Source organism: Actinoplanes octamycinicus (assembly GCF_014205225.1).
GTDB lineage: Bacteria > Actinomycetota > Actinomycetes > Mycobacteriales > Micromonosporaceae > Actinoplanes > Actinoplanes octamycinicus.
This window is the reverse complement of record NZ_JACHNB010000001.1, coordinates 10,090,759-10,115,260: the sequence shown is the minus strand read 5'-3', so window position 1 is coordinate 10,115,260 and position 24,502 is coordinate 10,090,759. Positions and strand designations below refer to the sequence as shown.

Annotated in this window: 20 protein-coding genes; 6 read left to right on the top strand and 14 right to left on the bottom strand. The window is 70.4% G+C overall.

The features are described 5' to 3' along the window. Positions 1-61: 61 nt before the first annotated feature. Positions 62-1,999, top strand: a complete 1,938-nt coding sequence (gene glxA, locus BJY16_RS45875) for a radical copper oxidase GlxA (RefSeq protein WP_185046102.1) — start codon at positions 62-64, stop codon at positions 1,997-1,999. 22 nt (positions 2,000-2,021) lie between these two features. Here glxA and BJY16_RS45870 read toward each other — a convergent pair whose 3' ends face one another. Further along, complete coding sequence (locus BJY16_RS45870; RefSeq protein WP_185046101.1) at positions 2,022-3,089, bottom strand: glycoside hydrolase family 6 protein; 1,068 nt, start codon at positions 3,087-3,089, stop codon at positions 2,022-2,024. 207 nt (positions 3,090-3,296) lie between these two features. Here BJY16_RS45870 and BJY16_RS45865 point away from each other — a divergent pair, with 207 nt between their 5' ends. Continuing rightward, positions 3,297-5,288 carry a glycosyltransferase family 2 protein gene (locus tag BJY16_RS45865; RefSeq protein WP_185046100.1) on the top strand — a complete coding sequence of 664 codons (1,992 nt, stop codon included), beginning with the start codon at positions 3,297-3,299 and terminating at the stop codon, positions 5,286-5,288. Between the two features lie 8 nt (positions 5,289-5,296). On the opposite strand, the gene BJY16_RS45860 is transcribed toward BJY16_RS45865, so the two are convergent. From BJY16_RS45860 to BJY16_RS45835, 6 genes are all read right to left on the bottom strand, one after another. Next, the gene (locus BJY16_RS45860; protein WP_185046099.1) at positions 5,297-6,310 is read right to left on the bottom strand and encodes a LacI family DNA-binding transcriptional regulator; all 1,014 of its coding nucleotides are present in this window, start codon (positions 6,308-6,310) and stop codon (positions 5,297-5,299) included. A gap of 139 nt (positions 6,311-6,449) precedes the next feature. Continuing rightward, complete coding sequence (locus BJY16_RS45855) at positions 6,450-6,908, bottom strand: anthrone oxygenase family protein (protein WP_185046098.1); 459 nt, start codon at positions 6,906-6,908, stop codon at positions 6,450-6,452. A 174-nt stretch (positions 6,909-7,082) separates the two neighbouring features. Beyond that, the gene (locus BJY16_RS45850; RefSeq protein ID WP_185046097.1) at positions 7,083-7,334 is read right to left on the bottom strand and encodes a DUF6510 family protein; all 252 of its coding nucleotides are present in this window, start codon (positions 7,332-7,334) and stop codon (positions 7,083-7,085) included. After that, positions 7,334-8,086: a ferredoxin reductase gene (locus BJY16_RS45845; protein ID WP_185046096.1), complete on the bottom strand. Its 753-nt coding sequence runs from the start codon at positions 8,084-8,086 to the stop codon at positions 7,334-7,336. Before BJY16_RS45845 ends, BJY16_RS45850 begins: the two co-directional genes overlap by 1 nt. Beyond that, entirely contained in the window at positions 8,056-8,655 is a 600-nt protein-coding gene (locus tag BJY16_RS45840; protein WP_185046095.1) for a sulfite oxidase-like oxidoreductase, read from the bottom strand. Before BJY16_RS45840 ends, BJY16_RS45845 begins: the two co-directional genes overlap by 31 nt. Positions 8,656-8,681: 26 nt before the next feature. Continuing rightward, entirely contained in the window at positions 8,682-10,490 is a 1,809-nt protein-coding gene (locus tag BJY16_RS45835; protein WP_185046094.1) for a S8 family peptidase, read from the bottom strand. Between the two features lie 142 nt (positions 10,491-10,632). Here BJY16_RS45835 and BJY16_RS45830 point away from each other — a divergent pair, with 142 nt between their 5' ends. Both BJY16_RS45830 and BJY16_RS45825 read left to right on the top strand, forming a co-directional pair. Beyond that, positions 10,633-11,067, top strand: coding sequence for a nitroreductase family deazaflavin-dependent oxidoreductase (locus BJY16_RS45830; RefSeq protein WP_185046093.1), 435 nt, complete (start codon positions 10,633-10,635; stop codon positions 11,065-11,067). 197 nt (positions 11,068-11,264) lie between these two features. Beyond that, complete coding sequence (locus tag BJY16_RS45825) at positions 11,265-12,413, top strand: DUF5925 domain-containing protein (protein WP_185046092.1); 1,149 nt, start codon at positions 11,265-11,267, stop codon at positions 12,411-12,413. Between the two features lie 1,546 nt (positions 12,414-13,959). Here the strand turns inward: BJY16_RS45825 and BJY16_RS45820 are convergent. From BJY16_RS45820 to BJY16_RS45795, 6 genes are all read right to left on the bottom strand, one after another. Beyond that, entirely contained in the window at positions 13,960-15,468 is a 1,509-nt protein-coding gene (locus BJY16_RS45820) for a multicopper oxidase family protein (protein WP_185046091.1), read from the bottom strand. Then, complete coding sequence (locus tag BJY16_RS45815; RefSeq protein ID WP_239176888.1) at positions 15,468-15,866, bottom strand: hypothetical protein; 399 nt, start codon at positions 15,864-15,866, stop codon at positions 15,468-15,470. Before BJY16_RS45815 ends, BJY16_RS45820 begins: the two co-directional genes overlap by 1 nt. Before the next feature lie 70 nt (positions 15,867-15,936). Further along, positions 15,937-17,160: an adenylosuccinate synthetase gene (locus BJY16_RS45810; RefSeq protein ID WP_185046984.1), complete on the bottom strand. Its 1,224-nt coding sequence runs from the start codon at positions 17,158-17,160 to the stop codon at positions 15,937-15,939. After that, entirely contained in the window at positions 17,160-18,005 is an 846-nt protein-coding gene (locus BJY16_RS45805) for a hypothetical protein (protein ID WP_239176886.1), read from the bottom strand. Before BJY16_RS45805 ends, BJY16_RS45810 begins: the two co-directional genes overlap by 1 nt. A 56-nt stretch (positions 18,006-18,061) precedes the next feature. Next, positions 18,062-18,814 carry an NUDIX hydrolase gene (locus tag BJY16_RS45800; RefSeq protein WP_185046089.1) on the bottom strand — a complete coding sequence of 251 codons (753 nt, stop codon included), beginning with the start codon at positions 18,812-18,814 and terminating at the stop codon, positions 18,062-18,064. Positions 18,815-18,967: 153 nt separating this feature from the next. Continuing rightward, entirely contained in the window at positions 18,968-19,255 is a 288-nt protein-coding gene (locus tag BJY16_RS45795) for a DUF1540 domain-containing protein (RefSeq protein ID WP_185046088.1), read from the bottom strand. Positions 19,256-19,626: 371 nt separating this feature from the next. Between BJY16_RS45795 and BJY16_RS45790 the strand changes: the two genes are divergently transcribed. Next, positions 19,627-22,152, top strand: coding sequence for an IPT/TIG domain-containing protein (locus BJY16_RS45790; protein WP_185046087.1), 2,526 nt, complete (start codon positions 19,627-19,629; stop codon positions 22,150-22,152). A 246-nt stretch (positions 22,153-22,398) separates the two neighbouring features. Next, positions 22,399-23,646, top strand: a complete 1,248-nt coding sequence (locus tag BJY16_RS45785) for an IPT/TIG domain-containing protein (RefSeq protein ID WP_185046086.1) — start codon at positions 22,399-22,401, stop codon at positions 23,644-23,646. Between the two features lie 101 nt (positions 23,647-23,747). Here the strand turns inward: BJY16_RS45785 and BJY16_RS45780 are convergent, their stop codons facing one another. Next, positions 23,748-24,434 (bottom strand): hypothetical protein, encoded by a 687-nt coding sequence (locus tag BJY16_RS45780; RefSeq protein WP_185046085.1) that lies wholly within the window; start codon positions 24,432-24,434, stop codon positions 23,748-23,750. Between the last annotated feature and the right edge of the window lie 68 nt (positions 24,435-24,502).

Genomic DNA, 24,502 nt, shown 5'->3' with positions numbered 1-24,502 from the left:
TGATGACCTGCCACGTGGGCTTCTAGCGTCCTACGGGTCGTCGATTCGGAAGGTTCACACGTTGACGCGTGCTGCGGGAAATCGTTTCGTCCGTAAGGCTCTGGTGCCGTTCCTGGCGCTGACAGCTGTCACCGCGGTCAACGTGCCGCCGGCCTGGTCGGTGGTCAGCCGGTGGCGGCACGACCGGTTGGTCAACAGCCTGCCGTACAAGGAGAGCCACGGCTTCTGGCAGACCGTGGAACTGCCCGGCAGCATGCGAGTCAACGCCATCCACGCGGCGCTGCTGCCGTCCGGCAAGATCCTGCTGATCGCCGGCTCGGGCAACAAGGTCGACCAGTTCAAGGCCGGCACCTTCCGAACCGTGGTGTTCGATCCGGCGACCGGCTCGGCCACCGAGGTGCCCACGCCGACCGACCTGTTCTGCAGCGGGCACACGTTCCTGCCGGACGGGAAGTTGCTCGTGGCCGGGGGCACGCTGCGCTACGAGGTGCTGGAGCCGGATGTCACCCACGCCGGCGGCAGCATGACGGTCAAGAACGAGTCGCCGGACCGCCCCCGGACCTTCCCGAAGGGCACCGTGTTCGTGGCGCCCAGCGGCCGGCGCTACCTCGCCGGCGACGAGTTCACCGTCCCGGCCGCGACCAAGAAGGTGACCCGGGCCGGCAAGGTGACCGTCACCGCCAGCGCCACCACGGTCTGGGTCGACGCCGCGGGGGCCGGGGCGGAGTACGCGACCGGGGTGCGCGGGCAGTACCGGATCGAGGGCCTGACCGGCGCGGACGCCCGCAACCTCTACGGCCTGTCCGAGAAGATCACCATGGACAAGCAGGACTACCAGGGCCGCAAGGAGACCTACGAGTTCGACCCGGTCACCGAGCGGTACCAGCGGGTCGCGGACATGCACGAGAAGCGCTGGTACCCGACGCTGACCGGGCTGCCGGACGGGTCGGTCCTCGCGGTCTCCGGCCTGGACGGCAGCGGCCAGGTCGTCGACGGCTCGCAGAACGAGATCTTCGACCCGGCGACCAGGAAGTGGACGGTGCGCAAGGATCTCGACCGCTACTTCCCGACCTATCCCACGCTGTTGCAGACCGCCAAGCCGGGCTTGCTGTTCTACACCGGCTCGAACTCCGGCTACGGGCCGGAGGACCGGGGCCGGGAACCGGGGTTGTGGAACCTGACCGACAACAGCTTCCGGCCGGTGCCCGGCATCCGCGACGCCGATCAGTTGGAGACCAGCATGTCGGCCTGGGCCGGGCCGGTGCAGAACCAGACCGTGATGGTGGTCGGCGGCGGTGGCGTCGGGGAGTCACCCAAGTCCACCCGCCGGATCGACCTGGTCGACCTGACCGGCCGCAGGCCGCGGTTCCGGCCCGGCCCGGACCTGCCGGAGGGCACGCGATACCCCAACCTGGTCACGTTGCCGGACGACACCACGCTGATCACCAACGGGGCCCGCGATTACCGGGGCCGCGGCGCCACCGACAACCACATCGCCCGGGTCTACCACCCGGACAGCAACACGCTGTCCCCGGCCGCCGACCCGGCGGTGGGCCGCAACTATCACAGCTCGGCGCTGCTGCTGCCGGACGGCCGGGTGCTGACCACCGGCTCCGATCCGCTGTACGCGGACAGGAAGAACACCATCAGCGGCTCGTTCGAGCAGCGCCTCGAGGTGTACACGCCGCCGTACCTGTACCACGGCGACCGGCCGGCCATCACCAGCGGTCCGGCCGCCGTCTCCTACGGCCGCCAGGCCACGTTCGGCACCTCGGCGCCGGCCGACATCGCCGCGGTCCGGCTGATCCGTCCGAGCGCGGCCACCCACATGCTCAACGTCGATCAGCGCTCGGTGGCCGTGGACTTCACCAGGCAGGCGCGGGGCATCACGATCACGGTGCCCGGGCAGCGCACCCTGCTGCCGCCGGGGCCGTACATGCTGTTCGCCGTCAACCGGGCCGGCGTTCCCTCGGTCGCGCACTGGGTGATGGTGTCCTGACCGGCGCGCGAGCCGCTCCGGCTCAGCCGGAGCGGCTCGCCAGGTCCAGCGCGTAAGCCGGCCACCAGGTGCCGGCCGCCGGCTCGCCGGCCCGGCAGGCGCCGTCCGAGTCGCCCGGATTCTTGATCCACAGGAAGGCGTCCACCCGGGGCCGCCCGGTGTCCGTGGTCGGCGCCGGTCCGAGCGCCCGTCCCGGTGGATTGCACCAGCGCGGGCCACCCTCGATCTCCGAGCCGGGCACCGGACCGGCCCCGTTGCGGCTGGTGTCGATCACGAAGTGCGGATGACCGCCGAGCGCGTCGGAGACCCGGCGGCCGAAGTCGACGTTGTCGGCCGTGGACACGAAGTTGGACACGTTCAGCGCGAAGCCGTCCGCCCCCGCGATGCCGGCCCGCCGCAGTGCCCGGGCCAGCCGGTCGGTGTCGGTGATCCAGCCGGGGTTGCCGGCGTCCAGGTAGACCACCGCGGAGCCGGTGGCCTTCAGCACGTCTACCGCGTCCCGCAGCAACGCGGCCCGCTCCTCGGCGTCGTCCGCGCAGCCGTCGACCAGATGCGCGACCGCGTCCGGCTCGACGATCACCACCGCCGGCCGGTGGGCGAGGCCGGCCGCGAAGTCGCGGATCCACTCCCGGTACTCGGCGGCGGACGCGGCACCGCCGGCGCTGAAGCTGCCGCAGTCGCGTTGCGGGATGTTGTAGGCCACCAGCACCGGCAGACGCCCGCCGCCCGCGGCCCGGCCGACCACCGCGTCGACCCGGTCCCGCACCGGGGTCGGACCGCCGGTCACCCAGGTCGCGATCGGCCGGTCCGCGATCCGGGCCAGGATCCGGGCATCCTCGGTACGCCCCTGCCCGGTCCACTGCGCGACCTGGGTCGCGGCGTCGCCGGTCGGGTCCACGTACAGGGCGCGGCCGGCCAGCGGATTGCCGTCCGGCGACGACGGCCGGGCGGGCGTGCCGCCGACCGGCGCCGAGGCCACCGGCTCCGGGCTCGGCCCGGTCGTGTCGTCCCGGCCGCACCCGGCCACGGCGAGAGTGACGGTCGCCGTGCTCGCCACGAACGCCCGCCACCACCGGCCCCTGGAAGCCATCACCACGTCCCTTCCGGTACGGACAAGGAGGAACAAACAGCGTATCCGAGACACCTACCGGGTGATCCATAGCGGACATAAGCCTTCAATTCCTCGCGGCGGTGATGTGGGCATCCGATCGAGCTGCCTACGCTCGCGCCGCGGACATCCCGCACCCTCCCTTGCTCCCCGGACAGTGGGTTGCGCGCGTGCTGAGAAAGGAACCCGGTGTCGTCGTCGACCACCTCACCGCCGCACGGCTCGTGGGAACGGCTGGAGCACTTCAGCCGGCTCGCCGGTCCGCTGACCGTCCCGCCGGCCGGCCAGCCGTACCGTGTGCAGTTCCGCAATCAGCGCAAGCTCGACGGCCGATGGCGACATGCGAAAGCGTTGCTGATCGCGCTGCTCAACGTGTGCTTCGAGATCGTCTTCTTCGCCTGGCTGCTGCGACCGGACCACATCGGCGCGACGTACGCCGGACCGGTCGCCGAGGCGGCCCGGATCGCGAACCTCGCGGTCATCGTCTTCATCGCCGTGGTCGAGCTCCTGCGGCTGGTCAACGTGATCTCACTGTCGCTGGCCTCGATCGCCGCCCGGGACCCGATCCCGGTCGTCCCGGATCCGGGCGTCCGGGTCGCCTTCCTGACCACCATCGTGCCCAGCAAGGAACCCATCGCGGTGGTGGCCGACACGCTGCGGGCGGCCACCCGGATCCGGCACGACGGCGTCTTCGACATCTGGCTGCTCGACGAGGGTGACGACCCGGCGGTCAAGGCGGTCTGCGCCGAGCTCGGCGTCCGGCACTTCACCCGGCGCGGCGTCGAGCGATACAACCAGGAGGCCGGCGCCTTCCGGGCCAAGACCAAGCACGGCAACTACAACGCCTGGATCGACGCCCACGGCGCCCGGTACGACGTGCTGCTCTCGGTCGACCCGGACCACGTGCCGCTGGCCAACTTCGCGGAACGGATCCTCGGCTACTTCCGGGATCCGGACGTCGCGTACGCCGTCGGCCCGCAGTGCTACAAGAACAGCGAACAGTTCGTCACCCGGGCCGCCGAGTCGCAACAGTTCCCGTTCCACAGCGTCATCCAGCGCGCCGCCAACCTGTACGGCACCCCGATGCTGGTCGGCACCAACAACGCCATCCGGATCGACGCGCTGCGCAGCATCGGTGGCCTCAGCGACTCGATCACCGAGGACATGGCCACCGGCCTGAGCCTGCACACCAGCCGCAACCCGGCGACCGGGAACCGCTGGAAGTCGGTCTACACCCCGGACGTGCTCTCCGCCGGTGAGGGCCCGACCAGTTGGAGCGACTATTTCAGCCAGCAACGCCGCTGGTCGCGCGGGACCTTCGAAATCCTTTCCGGTACGTACTGGCGGCGCTTCGCGAAGCTGTCCCCGGCCGCGATGCTGCACTACACGCTGATCACCACGTTCTACCCGTCGATGGCGATCGGCTGGCTGCTGGGCATCGTCAACGCGATCCTGTTCCTGGGCCTGGGCGTCACCGGCCTGACCATCGCCCCGCAGACCTGGCTGGCGCTGTACACCGACGCCACGGTGTTCTCGCTGTGGCTCTACATCCACCATCGGCGCTACAACGTCAGCCCGTACGAACCGCCGGACTCGTGGGGCCTGACCGGCATGCTCATGTCGATCATCGCGGCGCCGCTCTATGCCGGACAGCTGTGCAGCACGATCGCCCGCCGCCCGGCGAAGTTCGTGGTCACCCCGAAGGGCGAGAGCAGCAGCCGGGACGGCCTCCGTACCTTCCGCAACCACCTGGGCTGGTGCGCCGTCCTGGTCGCCGCGATCGCCGTTTCGGTGATCCGGCACTACGCCGGCGGCGCTGCGCTGCTCTGGCCGTGCACCAGCCTGCTGGTCTGCCTGCTGCCCATCGCCCTCTGCTACGCCGCGCCGTGGCTCGCCCGCAACGAGGCCGCCGCACTCGTCGAGGCGCCCGTGCCGGCCGGTCTCCCGGCGCTGCCCCGCCATCCGGGTGACATCACCCGGGAGATCCCGAAGGCTCTCCTGCAGCAGCATCTGGACAGCGGCGGGGCGCCGCGCCCGCACCCGGTGACGGCGGTCCGGCACCCGGCCGTCCCGGAGCAACGCATGCATCCGTCCCGGCCGCGCCAGGCCGGCGAGACCGGCCCGCAGGTCCCGGTGCGCGCGGCGGCGAGACCGGCCGGCGGAGAGGGCGCCGAGCGGTGACCGCGCGGTCAGGCGGAGTCGCGCCAGATGATCGGGGTGGGTAGCAGCTGGCCGGTCGGCTCGGGCTGGTCACCGCGCAACTGACGGAGGATCAGCTGGGCGGCGACCGCTCCGATCTCCTTCGCCGGCTGGCGGACGGTGCAGAGTTGCGGCTGGGTGCGGACCGCCCAGGTGCTGTCGTCGAAGCCGACCAGGCCGACGTCGCCGGGGACGCTGCGGCCGGCCTCGCGCAGGGCTTCCAGCGCGCCGGCGGCGATCGCGTCGGAGGCGGCGAAGACGCCGTCGATCGACGGGTCGCGGTCCAGCAGCAGGCGCATGCCTTTGCCACCGGAGCCGTAGTCGTAGTGCGGCACCTCGGCGACCAGGTCCGGGTCGAAGGCCGGGCCGAGCGCCTCGCGGAAGCCGGCCAGCCGGTCGATGCCGGAGTCCCGGTCCAGGGCGGCGGCGATCATGCCGATCCGGCGGCGGCCGGTGGCGGCCAGCCGGGTGGTGATCTCCCGGGCCGAGCCGGCGTTGTCGATGCCGACGAACGGGATGCCCTGCTCCAGGTCGGGGGGATGGCCGACGAAGGCGGCGGGCAGCCGCAGGTCGCTGATCACCCGGATGATCGGGTCGTGGGTGCGGGCCGAGACGACGATCGCGCCGTCGACGAAACCGCCGCTCAGGTAGCGCCCGACCCGCTCCATGTCGCGGGCCGACTCGACCACCAGGCTGACCATCTGGTGGTCGGCCAGGGAGAGCGCGGCGTTGGCGCCCAGCATGATCGCCCCGATGTTCGGGTCGTCGAGGAAGAGCGAGTGCGGCTCCAGGGCGACGAACCCGACCGCCTGCGAGCGCCGCATCTTGAGGGTGCGGGCCGCCGTGTTCGGCACGTAGCCGACCTCGAGGATGGCGGCCTCGATCGCGGCGCGCGCCTCGGCGGAGACATATCCACCGTTCAGCACGCGGCTGACGGTGCCCCGGGACACGCCCGCGGCGGCCGCGATGTCGTGCACCGTGGCGCGTTTCGGGGACTGGGGCATGCGATCACGATAGCGCCGCGGACGCCAGTGACCCGCTGCCAACCCGGTTCCGGTATGTGCACGTTCACACATCGGTAACCGCCGTTGCGGCTCGCAGTGCCCGCGGCCGATCAGCAGCACCCTCCGAGGCGTACCGAAATCAGTCGGAAGCCTGGGTGAGAGCGACCGTGAGCAGCAGGAACGCCGTGAGGGAAGCGGCCGTGCGGAGGTGGTTCCAGAGCAGCCAGCGGCGCTCCCGGAAAGCGGCCCGGACCTGCGCGGTGTCGATCGTGGCGGGGTCGCCGGCGGCCTTGAGCGCGTCGTTGAGCGGCAGGTGCACGGCGACCGTGATCACGACGACGGCCAGCGCGAGGCCGAAAGCGGTCCAGACGAGCACGGTCGGCCGGAGGAGGCCGGCCGCCGCGATGGCCGGCGGTCCGCCGAGGAACGTGACCATGAACCAGGGATTGATGATCGCGCGGTCGATGGCCTGGAAGGCGGTCACGAACGTGCGGTCGTCGGTACGGCGGAAGGCCGGCATGATCGTGTGCGAGTACAGCGCGAAGACGCCGGTGACGAGTCCGGTCAGGACGGTCGCGGCGATCAGGACGGTCGGCACAGCCGGAGCCTAGCGCCTGTTTCGGAGGCCGGCCGAGTGCGAGGCGAGGTCAGGAGTGTGGCTGGCAACGGCCCCGGATCGCCCGCATACCGGGGTTGTATGTGGGTGATCCGGGGACGCTGCCAGGCGCGCTCCTGGCCACGCCGCAGCCCCGGTCGGCCTCCGAAACAGGCGCTAGACGTCCAGCTCCAGCCGGGTGGTCCCGAGCGTGACGAAGACACTGCGCGGGGTGCGGACCAGGCGCAGCAGGACATCGCCGCAACCCGGGCAGCGGCCCACCACGCCCGGAGCCGGGGTCCAGACGCGGAGGGTCGCCACGGTGCCGCTGTGCCGGCAGCCGCCGCAGGTGAAGCGGGCCGCAGTCATCTCCACCGCGAAGACCTCGGCCAGGTCGCCGGCCAGGGCGTTGCCGTCCAGCTCGGGCATCACGCGCCCCCGAAGCGCTCGGTGCGGACCTTTTTCGGGTCGTGGCCGAGCGCGACCAGGATGTCGGCGGCGGTCTCCACGAACGAGGTCGGACCGCAGACGAAGACGTCCGGGGCGAAGTCCGGCGGCCAGCCATGCGAGTTGATCGTGGCAACGTCGATCCGTTTCGGCGGCGTGGGCCAGCCGTCCGGGGTCTTGCGCGTGTAGACGAAGTGGACGTCCAGCCCCGGGTCGTCGCGGACCCGGCGCCGCAGCTCGTCGGCGAAGCAGGCGTCCTCCGGGGTGCGCACCGAGTAGATCAGCCGGAACGGCTGCCGGGCCCGGCGCCGGCCGCGGTCGCGGATCATCGCCATCAGCGGGACGATGCCGGAACCGCCGGCCACCAGCAGCACCGGAGCCGGCTGGGTGGCGCGCCAGACGAACCAGCCGCCGATCGGGCCGCGCAGCTCGATCTGGTCGCCCGGCTCGACGACGTCGGTGAGATAGGGCGAGACCTCGCCGTCGTCCAGCCGCTGGATGGTGATCTCGACCTGGCCGCTCGCCGCGGACCAGTCGGACGCGATCGAGTAGCTGCGCTGCGCCGAATAGCCGTCCTCGGCGGTCAGGCGCAGGTCGAGGTGCTGGCCGGGCAGGTGGCCGGGCCAGTCCGGGATCTCCAGGACGAGCGTGCGTGCCGACGGGGTCTCCTGGCGGACCGCGGAGACCGTGCCGGCCCGCCAGCTCAGTCGCCCTGGTAGCGCTGCTCTGACCACGGGTCCCCATACATGTGGTAGCCGGCGGCCTCCCAGAAGCCGGGCTCGTCCTCGAGCATCATCTCCAGGCCGTTGACCCACTTGGCCGACTTCCAGAAGTACAGGTGCGGGATCAGCAACCGGGCCGGGCCGCCGTGCTCCGGGTGCAGCGGCTCGCCGTCGAACTCGTAGGCGATCCACGCCTTGCCGTCGAGCAGGTCCTCGAACGGGATGTTCGTGGTGTAGCCGCCGTAGCTGTGCGCCATCACGTAGTCGGCGGCGGTCTCCACGTCCTCGAAGAGGGTGTCCAGCGAGACGCCGCGCCAGGTGGTGCCCAGCTTGGACCACTTGGTGACGCAGTGGATGTCCTTGGTGATCTCCTCGGACGGCAGCGCGAGGAGCTCCGACCAGTCCCAGGTGTGTTTCTGCCCGGACTCGGTGGCGACGGTGAGCCGCCACCGGTCCAGCGGGACGCGCGGGGTCGGGCCGGCCGAGAGGACCGGGAAGTCGTGTGTCAGGTACTGACCGGGGGGCAGGTCGGGGGCGGAGTCACGCCGCCGCCCGCCGAAGCCCCGGGAGATGATGCCCATGGGATATGAGTAAACCGCATGTTCGATCAGGCCTTCACTGTCTGGCTGGTGACACCGGCCACCTTGCTGGTGGAGGAGAGGACCACGCGGTAGCTGCCGCCGCTGACCAGGCCGGTGACCGTGCGGGTGCTGGTGGCGGCGTAACTCTTGACGGTGGACCAGCGCTTGTTGACGTAGCGCTGGACGGTGAGCTTCTGGCCGGCGGCGCCGGTGACCTTGACGGTCAGGGTCTTCTTGGCGCCGCGGGCCACCGCCAGCCCGGCCTTCACGGTGTAGGTGCTGGTGGAGCTCGCGGTGGACGCGGTGAGCCGGACCCGGAAGGAGGCGGTCGCGGTCCGGGCCACGGTGTAGGTGCCGGTGCTGGTCGTCTTGCCCGCGGTGCAGGACCAGGCGCCGCCGGCGGCCGAGACACAGAGGGAGACCGGCTGCGCGGCCCAGGGCTCACCGCCCGCGGTGACCTTGAACGTGGTGCTGGTGCGGGTGCCATAGGTGACGGTCCGGGCGGTGACGTCGGTGGTGACGGTGGGCTTGGCGGGCACCGGGGTGATGGTCGGCGTCGGCGTCGGGGTCGTGGTCGGCTTTTCTTCCGGGGCCACCTTGTCCAGGGCCGCGACCGCGTCCACCCGGCCGTACCCGAAATCGTTGTCCTTCCCGGCGGCGCCGAGATCCACCGCCGAGTCCTCCAGGGCCGACTCCACCTCGTCCGGGGTGAGCCCGGGCCGGGCCGCGACCAGCAGCGCGGCCAGCGCCGCGACGTGCGGCGACGCCATCGAGGTGCCGCTCATCGAGGCGTACCCGCTCGACGCCAGCGCGGTCGGGTAGGTGCTCAGGATCGCGCTGCCGGGAGCGGCCACGTCCACGTAGCCGCCGGCGTTCGAGTAGGAGGCCACCCGGTCGGCGGAGTCGGTGGCGGCCACCGCGATCACCCCCGGGTCGGCGCCCGGGTAACTGGTCGGGCTGCCCTTCTGCCGCTCGTTGCCGGCCGCCGCCACCACGACCACACCCTTGCTTCGCGCGTACGCGACCGCGCTGGTCAACGCACTCGACTGCGACGTACCGCCGAGCGACATGTTGATCACGTCGGCGCCGTGGTCGGCCGCCCAGACGACGCCCTCCGCGGTGTCCGAGTCGTAGCCCTCGCCGTTCGCGCCCAGCACCCGCACCGGCAGGATCCGGACGTCCGGCGCCACCCCGGCGACCCCGATCCCGTTGCCGGCCAGCGCCGCGACGGTGCCGGCCACGTGGGTGCCGTGCCCCTGCGGGTCGGTGCTGCCGCCCACCTGGTCGGTGGTGGCGTCATATCCGGTCAGGACCCGGCCGGCCAGGTCCGGGTGGCTCGCGTCGACCCCGGTGTCGATCACCGCGACGGTCACCCCGGCGCCGGTGGACCGCTCCCAGGCGGCCGGCACCCGCATCGTGGTGAGATCCCACTGCCTGCTGCGGTAGGTGTCGGTGCCGGTCGGCGCCTCCAGGGCCCGGACGATCCCGTCGACCTCGACGCCGAGGGCGGTGCTGGCCTGCTGCGCCTCGGTCTTGTCAGTCACCTCGCGGACCGTGACGATCGGGCGGCCGGTGTGGTCGAGGGTGGTGGTGACCAGGCGGGCCGGCTTGGCGGCGGAGATCTCGGCGGGCAGCCGTTTCCGCGCGGCGGCCTGCCTCGTGGGTGCGGCCAGTCGCTGGGCCGGGGCGGCCACCGGGCGGGCCGGGGCGGCCACCGGGCGGGAGACCGGGCGCCACTCCGTCGTGCCGGCCGGGAGGGTCATCGCGCCCACCGCGGCGATCGCCGCCACCGACAACACACCCGACAGCACCTGGTACCGCAGCGACACCCGCATCCCGTCTTACTCCCTCGTCCGGTGGTGACCATCCGTGATCAACCACTGACCAAAAGGTCCGTCCGTTGGAGTGCGGGCTGGTCAGGCGCCGGTTGCGATTGAGGTGCGGTGATCCGGAAGGGCAGGCCCTAGAATCGGGCGTATGCCGCTGACCGGTGAATACGAGCCCAGCACACTCGACTGGGCACGCGAACAGGCCGAGAAGTTCGACTCCAGCGACGGGGCGGACGCCAACACGATCCAGGGCAGACCGATCATCCTGATCACGTCCGTCGGGGCGAAGACCGGGAAACTGCGCAAGACCCCGCTGATGCGGGTCGAGCACGACGGGGAATATCTGGCGGTCGGCTCCCTCGGCGGCGCCCCGAAAAATCCGGTGTGGGTCTACAACCTGCGCAAGAACCCCCATGTCGAGCTGCAGGACGGCGCGGAGCGGCACGACTACACCGCGCGGGAGCTGTCCGGCGCCGAGCGGGAGGTCTGGTGGGCGAGGGCGGTCGAGGCTTTTCCGAACTACGCGGTCTACCAGACCAAGACCGAGCGGTTGATCCCGGTGTTCCTGTTGCAGCGCCGTTGACCGGGGCCGCGGACGACCCCGACCGGTCGTCCGCAACCCGCCCGGTGGCGGCCGCCGACGACGCCGACCGGTCGGCCGTGACTCGCCCGGTGGCGGCCGTGGACGACGCTGACCGGTCGGCCGCAACCCGCCCGGTGGGCGCGAATAGCGCGGAAAAAGAGGATGCCACCAGGTCACTTGCCCGCGATCATGGAGGCATGCGGACCCCCCACCAGCCCCTCGACCGAGCCAACGGTGCGGCGGTCCCGGCCGCCCGCACCCCGGAGGCGACGTCGCCGAGCCTGCCGCTGGCCGGTTCGATCGACGACGGCGACCGGCTGGTGGACCTGGTCGACCTGATCGCCCTCGACCCGTTCGTCACCGGGAAGGAGCCGTTCGGCCGCACCACCTGGCTGGAAAACCTGCGGGCCGACGCGCCGCTGACCGTCCCGGACGCGCAGGTGGTGCGGGACGCGGTGGAGGACGACGGGCACGGCCGGCTCAGCACCGGCGACGGCTGGACCCTGCACGTGATGCGGTGGAAGCAGAGCCGCCGCGCCCGGGTCACGGTCACCGCGGTCAGCAGCGAGCTGGCCGAGACGGTGATCAGCGCGGTGATCGCCGACGCGGTCGAGGAGCCGGCCCCGGCCGACGACAGCGTGCCGGTCGGCTTCTGGCACTACGGCCCGCACGGCCCGCGCCGCACCCAGCGGGAGATCGGCGCCGCCCCGTGGGAGACGATCAGGCCGAACTACGCCCGTCCGGTCGCCGACACCCTGGAACGCCTGATGGCGATCGACGCCACGTCGGTCACCGGCCGTCTCCTGCTGCTGCACGGCGAGCCCGGCACCGGCAAGACGACCGCGTTGCGGGCGCTCGCCCAGCAGTGGCGCTCGTGGTGCCAGGTGGACTGCGTGCTCGACCCGGAGCGCTTGTTCGGCGACCCGGCCTACCTGATGAGCGTGGCGCTGGGCAGCGGCGACGAGGACGAGCCGAAATGGCGCCTGCTGATGCTGGAGGACTGCGACGAGCTGATCAGCGGGGATGCCAAGGCGAGTGCCGGCCAGTCGCTGTCCCGCCTGCTGAACCTGACGGACGGCCTGCTCGGGCAGGGGCGCAACGCGATGATCGCGATCACCACCAATGAGGACCTGTCGGCTCTGCATCCGGCGGTGATCCGGCCGGGGCGGTGCCTGGCGAGCATCGAGGTGGGGCGGTTGCCCTATCCGGAGGCGGTCGCCTGGCTGGGGACCTCGAAGGGGGTCAGCCCGGAAGGGGCGACTCTGGCGGAGCTGTATGCCTTGAAGACGGGGGCCGAGCCGGTCACCGTCCCGAAGCAGATCCCTTCGACGGGGATGTACCTCTAGTTCGTCCTGGTGGCGGCGCCGATCGGTTGCGGTTCGTCGTGCGTTCCGGTCGGTCGCCACAGGAACTGTTGGTCGCTGTCGCGGTCGGCGCTTGTGGTTCGTCGTGTGTTGCGCTTGGTTGCCATGCCGCGGGAGCTGTTGGTTGCTGTTGCGGCCGGCGCTTGTGGTTCGTCGTGTGTTGCGCTTGGTTGCCATGCCGCGGGAGCTGTTGGTTGCTGTTGCGGTCGGCGCTTGTGGTTCGTCGTGTGTTGCGCTTGGTTGCCATGCCGCGGGAGCTGTTGGTCGCTGTTGCGGCCGGCGCTTGTGGTTCGTCGTGTGTTGCGCTTGGTTGCCATGCCGCGGGAGCTGTTGGTTGCTGTTGCGGCCGGCGCTTGCGGTCCGTTGTGTGTTGCGCTTGGTTGCCATGCCGCGGGGGCCGTTGGTCACTGTCCCTGCCGGCCGTTCTGGTTCGCTCGGGCCTGCGGTCCGATCTTTTCGGTACGGCGGAAGCGCTCCGATTGCGAAAGTGTGCTGGCGGCCTGGCTGTGATAACGCATACCATTTTTGTCTCTGGGTGATTTGGTGCGCGGTGGATTTTTCGGAGTGCCTCAGGTCACTCCTGGATGCTGGTGTTTGGCATGATCGAATGCTTACACGGGTGAAGCGGGCGCTGGGACAATTTGTGCATGGGACAGTTGTCGTTCTTCAGCCGGTCGGAGACTGCTGCGATGCGCGACCGGACCGCAGCTCGAAATTATTCGCCGATCGGTGAAGAATTCCGCCGGGAGCACGAGGTTCGCCGTTATTGGGGCTTGAGGCGCCGCCACGCCGAGAAGTTACGCCGAATAGGCAAGCCGCAATCCGCGCCGTCAGCAGCCTGCGCTCCTCAGGGGCGTTCCAGGCCTTCGGGGGCGTCAGTTCCACGCGCCGCCGCAGCTCGACGGGCGGCAGCTCCACCAGCAGTCGCAGCTCCGCCGACTACCGCAGGTGTGCCAGCCGCCGTTGCTCCGCCGACTACCGCAGCTCCAGCCCTCGTCGCGATCTCGGCCCGGGAACGCCCAGCGGCGCCACGGCCGCCAGCTCCACCTGCCACCGGAGCTCCAGGCGTCGCCTCTGCCTCGGCCCGAAGGCCATCCGTGGTGTCTCCTTCGGTGTCCTCTTCGGGTCTGATGGTCTTGCGGTTTTCGGTCATTGGGGGATCCGGTTCTTGCCTCCGTTTTCGGAATTGCAATCGACCTCCAAGATTGCGGCCGTGGATTCGTTCTGGTTCGTTGCGCGAAGCGAGCTTGATGATTATTTCTGGTTGCCGTTGGATGATGGTAGCGGTGACAGGCGGAGTTGTTGGTCGACTCCGGGTTGGTGAGGGTCACTGTGCTGTGGGTGCGGTTAGATCGGGCGATATTCGATTTTGAAGCGGCTTGTTTTTGGGCTGTGGTCTGGTGAGCAGGATCTCTTGTCCTGGGTGGAGGCGCGTGCTGGGGGTGCTGGTCCGCCCAGAGTTGACTGGTCGCCGGTGTGCTTCCGGAGTGCCGGGGCGGCGCCGTTCTTTCCGCCTGCCGGTGCTGGCTCACTCCGGGGTGTTGGCGTTCTTGCCGCCGACCTGGAAGGGGGTGCGGACACCGGCGTAGGCGAGGTGGGCGACCAAGCCCTCCGGGACGTGGTCCAGGTTGTGGCAGTGGTCGGCCCAGATGCCCGGGTTGTCGGCGATGAAGGCCAGCTCGAAAGTGTCGCCGTCCGGCACGTCGAGGGAGTCGGTCCACCACGGGCTGCCGGTGGCGGTGACGCCGTTGTGGGTGAGGACCACGACGTGGTGGCCGTGCAGGTGCATCGGGTGCACCTCGCCGCTGCCGTTGTGCACGGTCATCCGGACCACGTCGCCGGTGGTCACCATGAACATCGGGATGTCCGGGAAGAGGTGGCCGTTGACCGTCCACCACATGCCCGGCCGGCCGTCGAGGAAGCCGAAGCGCCGGCCGATGTCGTACCGGAAACGGCGGTTCGCCCGGCCAGGATCAAAACCGAGAGGAGCGGGTTCTCCGTACGAGAGGAAGTCCACTGTCTCGCCCGGAAGCGCGGCCGCAGCCGTGCCGGGGGCCGCGAGCGCCGCGCTGCCGCCGACGTCGACGCGGCCCGGACCGGTCAGCCGCAGATCGACCCGGCCGCCGGCGGTGACCAGCACCGCCCGGTCCCGCACCGTGCCGGGCCGGTGCACGTCGTGGCCGTCGATCGCCGCGACCTGGAACGACGTGCCGCTCACCCAGACCCGGATCGGCCCGGCGTCCGTGTTGATCAGGCGGACGTAGCGGGACCGCAGCTCCGAGACGCCCGGCGCCCCGTTGATGGTGCGCTTGCCCTGATAGGTGTGCACCATCGCGACCTGGTCCGGCGGCGCGGCCTGGTCTGGCGGAGCTGCCTGGTCTGGCGGCGCGGCCTGGTCTGGCGGCGCGGCCTGGTCTGGCGGCGCGGCCCGGTCCGGCGGCGCGACCTGGTCCGGCGGCGCGGCCCGGTCCGGCGGCGCGGCCCGGCCCGGGGTGATCACCAGCGGGCCGAACAGGCCGTTCTTCACCTGTTCGTGGGAGACCTGATGCGAGTGGTACCAGTAGGTCCCGGCGTCCTTCGCCACGAACCGGTAGACGAAGCTCTGCCCACGGGGCACCGCGTCCTGGGTCACCCCGGCGACGCCGTCCTCCCCGTTCGGCACGTCCACCCCGTGCCAGTGCAGGGTCACCCCGTCCGGCACCGACTCGTTGACCAGCGTCACCTGGATCAGCTGGCCCTGGACCGCCCGGATCTCCGGGCCGGGGGAGGAGCCGTTCAGCGTGTAGCGCGCGCCGTCCTTGCGGGCGGTCAGCGTCACCGCCACGTCCGGCGTCCCGCTCGGGCCCTTGAGGTCGGCCACCGAGATCCCGGCCGCGTGGTCGTGGGCGACGGCCGGGCCGCCGCCGCTGTCCGGGTACCCCATCGCGGTCATGTCGTAGGTGCCCGGGACCAGGCTGTCGTACCAGAACCAGCCGATCGGTCCGAGCACGGCGAGGGCCGCCACCGCGGCGATGACGGCCCTGGTCGAGCGGCGCATCAGGCGACCGCGGCGGGCGCCCGGTCGGCGACGCGGGCCTTGCGCATGGCGTTCTCGGCGAGGCCGGCGACGGCGAGCGCGTTCAGCCCGTGCAGCGCGCCCAGCCCGGGGACGCTGTAACTGGCGAAGGCCAGTACGACCTGCAGGACCACCGCGCCGAAGACGAACAGCGCGTACCGCACGCCGTGCGGGACGCCGGCGAAGAAGGAGATCACCAGGAGCACGACCGCCAGCAGCGGGATCACCATGCCGCCGACCACGCTGTGCAGGGCGTGGCCCCAGTTCTGTGTGTTGTTGTCGAAGACGCCGCCGTCGTCGACGTCGCTGAGCACCTGGAACCACGCGGCGGCGACCGCCACCAGCTGGACGACGACGCCCAGCAGAATCAATCCAGACACAGCTCGATAAGCGGAGCGCATCGGGCTTTCCCCCTTTGAAGAACCGATGCGTTCAGCGTTCTCCGGGGGGTCAGACCGGGCAATACGCCACCGGAGGTATCCGCTCCGGACGGTGTACTCCCGCGGGGACGAAACGCTTGTCGGCGGCGCGCGGGCCGTACGACTCCAGGGTGACCGGAACCCTGAGCAGGGCGCCGATCGCTTCCGCCCAATTGTCGGGTCGGTGCAGCTCAGCGGGGGTGGCGCGGGTCAGGGCGGCGGTCAGGGTCGCCTGGTACGCCAGATCGCGCGGCGGGCCGGGAACGATCCGGTCGGTATCCCGATAGGACGTGCAGATCCGCAGGCCCGGTGCCCGGCCGGGCGCGTCCAGGTGGGTGACGGCCAGCTCGTCGACGCCGCCGCAGACCTCCACGGCGTACCGATGGGCGACCGCGTCGAAATGGCCGGCCCGGAACGCGCCCTGCCACTCGCCGTGACCGTTGTGCGCCTCCGGCAGATCCAGCGCCGGGTCGGCGGTGACGAACGGGCCGGCCCCGTGCCGGGTGGTGAAGGTGCGGACCACCCCGAGCCGGCGGAACGACGGGCACAGCTCCGCCACGTTGTCGAACGTGGTGGTGGACCAGGTGGTGTGCGGGTGCCAGCCGCGCCACTCGTCGAGCAGCACGCCCTGCGCGCCCTCGAAGACGCACGGACCCTCGCGGAGCAGCCGGTCGGTGAAGGAGCCCGGGACGATCCGGACCGCCTTGCCGAACGCGGTGAACGCGTCCACCACGTCGTCGAGCGGGAGGTCGGCGAACCCGTAGGCGTCCCGCACCATCGCCAGCCGCCGCCGCAGCCGTGCGGGGGAGCGCACGTCCGCGACCCGGGGCGCTTCGGTGCTGCTCAGGGCGTACGCGACAGTCTCGCCCACCCCCATCCCGCAGGAACCGTGCCGGTCCGAGCGCTCCCTGCGCCGGTTCGCCGCGCGATGCCACGGAGTGGCGAGCAGGGCGTCCCCGTCCACCGTGAGCAGGTCGAACGGGTTGCCCAGCGCGGCCGCCTCGGCGGCCAGCGCGAGCGGATCGACGATCATGAAGCGGGTCAGGTGGGTCGGCACGCCGCGGAACGTGCCCGAGCCGAACTGGCTGAACGTGTGGTGCCGCCCGTCGTCGGTGACCACGTTGTGCGCGGCCTGCGCTCCCCCGTTGAAGCGCAGCACCGCGCGCACCGGACCGCGCCCGCAGAGCGCGTCCACCACGGTGCCCTTGCCGGCGTCCCCGTAGCCGAGGTCGACGACCGCGACGTGCTCCGCCATCACCACCGGCGGGCGGTGAGCGACAGCTGCGGCCGCCGCGGCTCGTCGTCGGAGGAGGCCACCTGGCGGGCGATCGTCTCGCAGATGTCAGCCAGGTCGTCGAGCTCCAGCACGTTCTGCCCGAGCAGGTCACGCCAGGTCCGCAGGACCTGCCGGTCGCCGCCGTGGCTGGCCGCGGTGGGCAGGATGAAGAACACCTCGAACTTGCGGCGCAACTCGGCGAGGATCTCTCGCGTCGGGATCGGCTGGCGCAGGTCGTCGCCGATGACCGCGCCCACCTCGTCCGGCTTGACCTGCTGATAGGGCATCTCGTCGCCGATCAGGAAGAGGAAGCCCTTTTTCTGCCGCTGGACCATCGAGTCGGTGACCACGTGCCGGGCCAGGAAGTACATCGCCAGCTCGTAGGACTCGCGCTTGCCGCCGCCCCCGCCGCCCTCCAGCACGATCCGGGACAGGTCCTCGTCCATCCGGTTGTCCGACTCGAACTGGCCCACCTGCAGCGGCACCCGGTCGCAGGTGGCGTCGCCGATCGCGCCGAACATGATCTGCGGGTCGGTGACCCGCCCCTGCTGGGTGAGCCGGCCGAGCAGCTGCGGCAGCTCGGCCTGCAGCACCCGCGGCACGTGCCGCATCGAGCCGGTGACGTCGAACATCACCACGATCGGGGTGCTCGCCGGGTGCTCGTCGCTGTCCCGGCACTCCCGCATGAACACGTCGCGCGGGTCGAGGGCGGCGTGCACCCGGCGGGCGCCGCTGTCGCTGTAGGCGAAGGCGCTCTGGCCGGTCGCCGCGCGGTAGTGCTCGGCGGCGGCGTAGACGTCGGTGGACCAGCGTCCGCTTCCCATGGTGATCTCCTAGATCCGGTGGTGCTGGGGGGTGATCAGGTCGGTGGCCCCGGGGCTCATCGGATGCGGTCCTCCCGGGTCGGCCGCAGCAGGGCGGGGTGCAGCAGGGTGGCGTCGCCGGCCCGGTAGAGCTTCGCCCGCGGGCCGCCGCGCTCGCCGCCGCGGGCCGCCGTCTCGCCGGTGCTCTCCACGAAGCCGGGCACCGACAGCACCTTGCGGTGGAAATTGCCGGCGTGCAGCTCCTCGCCCCACACCGCGGTGTAGACGGCGCGCAGCTCGGAGACGGTGAACTCGCGGTCGACGAAGGCGGTCGCGAGCGGGGTGTACTCCAGCTTGTCCCGGGCCCGGTCCAGGCCCTCGGCGAGAATCTGGTCGTGGTCGAAGGCGAGATCCTTGGCGTCCTCGACCGGGATCCAGAAGGCTCGGGCCGCGTCGCTGCCGGCGGTCGGCTCCGGCAGGTGCGGCGCGAAGGCCAGGTAGGCGACCGAGACGACGCGCATCCGGGGGTCGCGGCCGGGATCCCCATAGGTCCGGAGCTGCTCCAGGTGGACCCGCTCCAGGGGGCCCTCGCCGGGGTGCAGCCCGGTCTCCTCGGCCAGCTCCCGCAGCGCGGCCTCGTCGAGCGGCTCGTCCCGGACGAAGCCGCCGGGGAGGGCGCGGTGGCCGGCGAAGGGCTGCTCGCCGCGCTCGACCAGCAGGACGCAGAGCTTGCCGTCCCGGATGGTGAGGGCCACGACGTCGACGGTCACGGCGACGGCCGGGTAGTCCCGGGGGTCGTACTCGGCCAGGAAGCTCGCCTCGTCGGTCATCGCGTGTCCTTCTCACTATGAGTCTTACTCGATGTGAGATGAACCTAGCGCCGGCTCCGGCCGATGTCAACGGTGGACACGGAAAAGCCCGCCGCCTCCGGGTGGAGGTGGCGGGCTCCGCGGTGGTCCGACTTTTCGTATGCCGGAGTGGTCTTACTTTTCGTATGTCAGACAGTCGGCGCGGTCGGCCGAAGCGCCGACGGTAATCGCCGGGGCCTGACATTCGAGATCCTTGTTGTACTTGCAGTCGGCCCGCTTGCAGGCGCCGACCTGAGCGGTGGCCACACCCATCCCGCCACTGAGGCCGGAGCCGATGAACGTGTCACACTCCGCGTTCAGGTCACCGATCGTGATCGCGAACGCGGTGCATCCGTCGTGGTTGTAGCCACAGTCCGTGACCGTGCAGGTCTGCACCCGAGGCATGTTCATCATCTGGGTCATCGCGCGTCCTCCCTCTGGTCCCCGGTTTTCTCGCCCCCGAATGTAACCCTCGCTTCGAGGTCAAAACCGTTTCCCCGGATGACATTCCGAGAAAAGAAGAATGGTTAGGGCAGCCTTTCTTGAGACATTTAGGGAAGCCGACCCTTAGTTGTTCTTCGGTCGATGATCGTCACATCGGCATATGTCGAGGTGCCGTGCGGGTCACCGACCCTACCAGGAGTTTGTCTGACATATGAGGATGTTTGCGACTCTACCCAGACGAACCGGCAGCAATAGTTACGCTTCCGCGAGATGGCCCGCGACGGTTCACCGAGCGCCAGGGCCCTAAAAATCCAGCGACGCGGTCCGCAGGACCCGTAGGAGGACCTCGCATGCGTAAGTCCCGCAACAAAACCCGGCTGGCGTACGCCGCCGGGCTGTCCACAGGGGTGGTGGGGGCCGCCCTACTAGCCGCGCCGACGATGGCACTCGCCGTCGCGCCGACCAGCATCACCCCGACCAGCGGCCCCGCCGGCACCCAGATCACCTTCGTCGCCACCACGACTGCGTTCTCCACCGGAACGCCGACGGCGGCCTTCTCGTCGTCCCTCGCAAGCTGCCCAGCCGACTACACCTCGCTGGGTCCCAACGCGACCGCCGCGACGAACGTGGCCAAGCTCGCGGGTACGAACGACACGTTGCAGTTCACCGTGCCGGCCGGTCTGGCCGTGCCGGCCGGCGGCGCCGCGAAGCAGTACCGCGTGTGCGTTTACGGCGCCACGGCGACGACCCTGGTCAACGACGACCCCGGCAACATCTTCACGGTGCAGCCGGCGCTCTCGACCTCGGGTGGTCCGACCGGAACCACGGTGACGGTGAAGGCCGCTGCCAGCGACGCGTTCGCGACCGGAACGCCGGCGGCGATCTACACCAACAACTCGACCTGTCCGGCGAACTACACCACCACGATCACCGACAAGGTGGCCTACGCCGCGACCGGCGCGAACAAGGTCGACAACACCACCGCGACCTTCAACATCCCCACCGGTGTGACGCTGACCAGTGGCGCTCCGCAGGCGATGAACCTGTGTGTCTACAAGAACAACACCAACGCCAGCGGCGCGGCAGTGGCCGGTCCGCTCGCCTTCACCCAGACGCCCAGTGTCACGGCGAACCCGACGAACGGCGCGCCCGGCGCGGGCAACACGATCACCTTCACGGTGCCGACCAACGTCGGGACGTTCGCGTCCACTCCAGGCATCCGCTTCTCGGCGACGGGATGCCCGGCCACCTACGGCACGCCGGGCACCGCCGCGGTGACCAGCGTGACCAAGGTGTCGGCCACGACCGTGACCGGTGTGCTGCCGGCGGGTGCGAACGCGACCAACGTCTCCACCCCGTACAGCGTCTGCTTCTACGGCGGATCGAGCAGCGGTGACACGCTGGTCGGCACGAGCAGCTACACCATCAACGTCCCGGCGGTCACGCTCAGCAGCACGGTGGGCACCGCCGCGGGTGGCAACGGTGTGACGGCGACGTCAACGGCGGCCTTCCTGAGTGGTGTCACCACCCCGTACGTGGTGTTCACCAAGCTGGACCAGTGCCCGGCCTTCTACACCACGACCGGGACCGTCGCGACCACGGTGGCTTCGCGCAAGCTGTCGAACTACCGTGCTGCGGTCACGGTGCCGGCGCTGCCGCTGACGAATGCCGCGGCGACCGAGTACCAGATGTGCATCTACGGTGGTAACACCGGTTCGAGCACGCTGCTGAGCGCCGCTTCCTACACCTCGGCGACCGCGCCCACGCTGTCCGGCGTCACGCCGGCGGCCGGCACCGTGCTGGGTGGCACCGAGATCACCGTCTCGGGCGCCAACCTGACGACCGCCGCGGGCTCGATCACGGCCACGCTGGGTGGGGTTCCGCTGCTCGACGTCACGCCGGTGAACTCCACGTCGTTCACCGCCCGGACGCCGATGCACGCCAAGGAGTCGAACGTCATCCTGACGGTCAACACTCCGAACGGCAGCGTGAGCCTGCCGTCGGCGTACAGCTTCGTCCCGGCGATCGAGGCGACGCCGAACACCGCCCCGAACACCGCGGTCGCGGTGAACCTGGCGATCCGGGGTGTCGGGCTGTCCTCGGCCACCTTCAACGGGTCGCAGGCCCAGGCGCACATCTACCTGGCTCGGGGTGAGTACGATCCGACCGAGGTGGCCACTTCCAGCGGCATCATGGTGAACCCCGCCATCGCGGAATGCACCGACGTGCTGGTCATCAGTGACAACGAGGCCGCCTGCATCCTGAACCTGACGCAGCGGCTCAACATCCCGCCTGCCAACGTTGCTTCCCGGCAGACCGGGGCCGGCGAGGTGACGCCGGTGTCCGGCAGCAAGGTCGTGACCATCACGACCTCCACCTTCCTGCAGAGTGACGTCGGCAAGGTCATCACCGGTGCGGGCATCCCGGCGGGCACGGTCATCCGTGAGGTCACGGCTGCCGGCACCAGCGCGGTACTCTCCAAGGCGGCGACCGCTGGTGTGGCCATGCAGGCGACCATCGGTGCCGCGAACGCCCGGGGCTCCCTGACCGTGGTCGGCAATGGTACCGCGAACGTCTCGTTCGCCGACGGCATCCTGACGAAGGCGGATATCGGCCGGTGGATCACCGGAACCAACTACGCGGCTCCGCGACAGGTCCTGAGTGTCGACGAGGCCGCTGACACGGCGGTGCTGTCGGGTGTTGCCCCGAACGCGTCGACTGCCGATGTGGTGGTCATTCCCAACGTTCCGGTCCCGGCCGGTGCGTACACGCTGACCTTCGTCTCCAACGGTTCTCCCGCTGCCAACACCGGCGACCCGACCTACAGCCAGAGCGTCGTCACGCCCGGAGCCACCTTCACGGTGACCAACTCCTGATCGACGCTTAGTTCTCCTGCGACAAGTCGGCGGCCCGGAGTCCCTCGGACTCCGGGCCGTTTGGCGTGCTCATCGGGCGTCCGACCGGGTCTCACCAGCACACAGGAGTAAATCTCACCAATTTCGTCACTGTCCAGAATTGAGCGCATTTGCGGCGATACGCTCCGAGGCGAGATGGCCCGTCGACGACTCTCCGGGCCCCCCAATCCGACCGACGCGGTCTCCGAAGGCCGTAGGAGGATCTGCATGAACAAGTCCAAGAAGGCCACCCGGCAGAAGTGGCTCTACGGTGCCGTTGCCCTGGGGACGGCAGCTGCCGGCGTCGCCGTCGCGACCGCTGACCTGCCGGCGTACGCCGCGCCGGTAGCGCTCATCCTGAGCTCCACCACCGGGCCGAGCGCCGGCGGCAACGCGCTGACCGGTACTGCGACGCCTACGACGGCCAACCCGTCGCCGTTCCCGGACGGGTCGACGCTCGCGGTCCAGTTCCAGTTCTACGGGACCAGCAACACGAGCTGCTACGGCGCCGCGGCCAGCCAGACCGCCAGCCCGAGGCCGGCCGCGTCGGTGGCCGCGTCCGGCGGCACCACGACCGCGGGTGTCCAGAACGCCACCGGCGTGAAGCGGGTGTCCACCACGAAGATCGCTTTCACCGTGCCGACCGGGCTGTCTCTGGTCAGTGGCCAGACAACGTCGAAGTGGAACGTCTGCGTCTACGACACCAGCACCAGCTCGCTGCTGGCCACCACCACCTACACCATCAACGCCCGGCCGAAGATCACCAGCATCACTCCGGCCAGCAGCCCGTCGCTCGGCGGTCAGACCATCACGATCAACGGCGAGGGCTTCGCGACGACGGCTGGTGCGACGACCGCCACCATCGGCGGGGCGGCGCTGACCAACATCAAGATGAACAGCTCCGGCACCAGCTTCACCGCCGTCACGCCTCAGCACGCACCGGACTCCGCTCTTGCGGTGATCGTCAGCACCAGCGGTGGCACGGTGAGCAGCCTGGACCCGGACAACAACAACCTGCCGCAGGACAACAGCAACGCCACCAACGACGCGCCGATCCCGTTCAGCTACAGCAACGGTGTCACCGTCACGCCGAACACCTCCCCGAACACGACCTCGGTCGACATCGATGTCCGTGGGGTGGGCTTCCAGGACTTCATTCTTCCGGACGCCAACTCTGACAACGACTCCGAGGTGGCCCGGGTGCTGCTCCTCGACGCGCCTTACGCGGTGGGTTCGACCAGCACGGCGGTGGCCGAATGCACCGGCGTCCTCGTCATCGACGACACCGAGCTGATCTGCAGCCTCGACCTCAACGGCGCTGACGGTGCCACGGATGCGGATCCGGCGGACAACATCGCTGAGGGCACTTACACCCTGACCGTGGTGGAGAACGCTTCCGACCAGGCGGCCGACGTGGCGACGGCGAACCCGTCGATCATCAGCAGCGGTTCGACGTTCACCGTCGCGCCGTACTGACCGGCCCGCGGCGGTGCTTCCGCCGTACCGGAAATGAAATGACCGCAAGCGAAAGCGGCCCGGAGCCACAAGCTCCGGGCCGCTTTTCCGTGTGGTGGCCGTCAGGCCATCCGCGACCATTCCTTCTCGATCGCGGCGACGCTGCGCTTCAGTGACGGCTTGCCGTCCGGGTTGACGGCGACCGTGTAGACGCTCCGGGCGTCGCTGATCCGCCAGCAGATCAGCAGGGTGGGCCGGGCCTTCGCCGGGGTGGTGGCGCTGAAGCGGACCTTGTCCGTGCAGCTCACCGCGCCGATCGTCTGGTGGTCCTCGGTGACCCAGGCCAGTTCCTTCTGGCCGGTGAGGTCGGTCCGGGCCGAGTAGAGCCGGCGCGTCTCGCCACCGTCCCGGGTCACCTTGGCGTGGAGTTCGGCGTCGGTCAGCATGCGGCCGCTGGGCGGCGGGGGCAGCGGATAGTTGATCTTCGTGGTGTGCTTGGCCGCCGCCTCGCGTACCGCGGCGATGCGCTCCTCCTTGGTCCGCGGCTGCTTTGCCACCGCCCCATCCTGAGTCTGCTGTTTCGCCTCGGCCTCTTTCGGGGCGGCCTTGTCCGCGCCGGCTCTCGTCGAGCCGGCCTGGCCGGTGGCCGCCGGCATCCTGGCCCGCCCCGGCTCTGCCTTGCTCTCCTGATCACCGGAGTGCTGGGTGGCGACGAGCGCGCCGCCGAGAGCGAGTGCGGCCAGGGCGGAGGCGCCGAAGATCGCTTGCGAGCGGCGGGTGCGGCGTGCGGAAGCCGATGTGCTGCGCATGTCCTCAACCTTTCGCGAGTCTGTGTGGGCGCTTTGCTGCGATGCGCCCCGGAATTCCCCATCGTCTC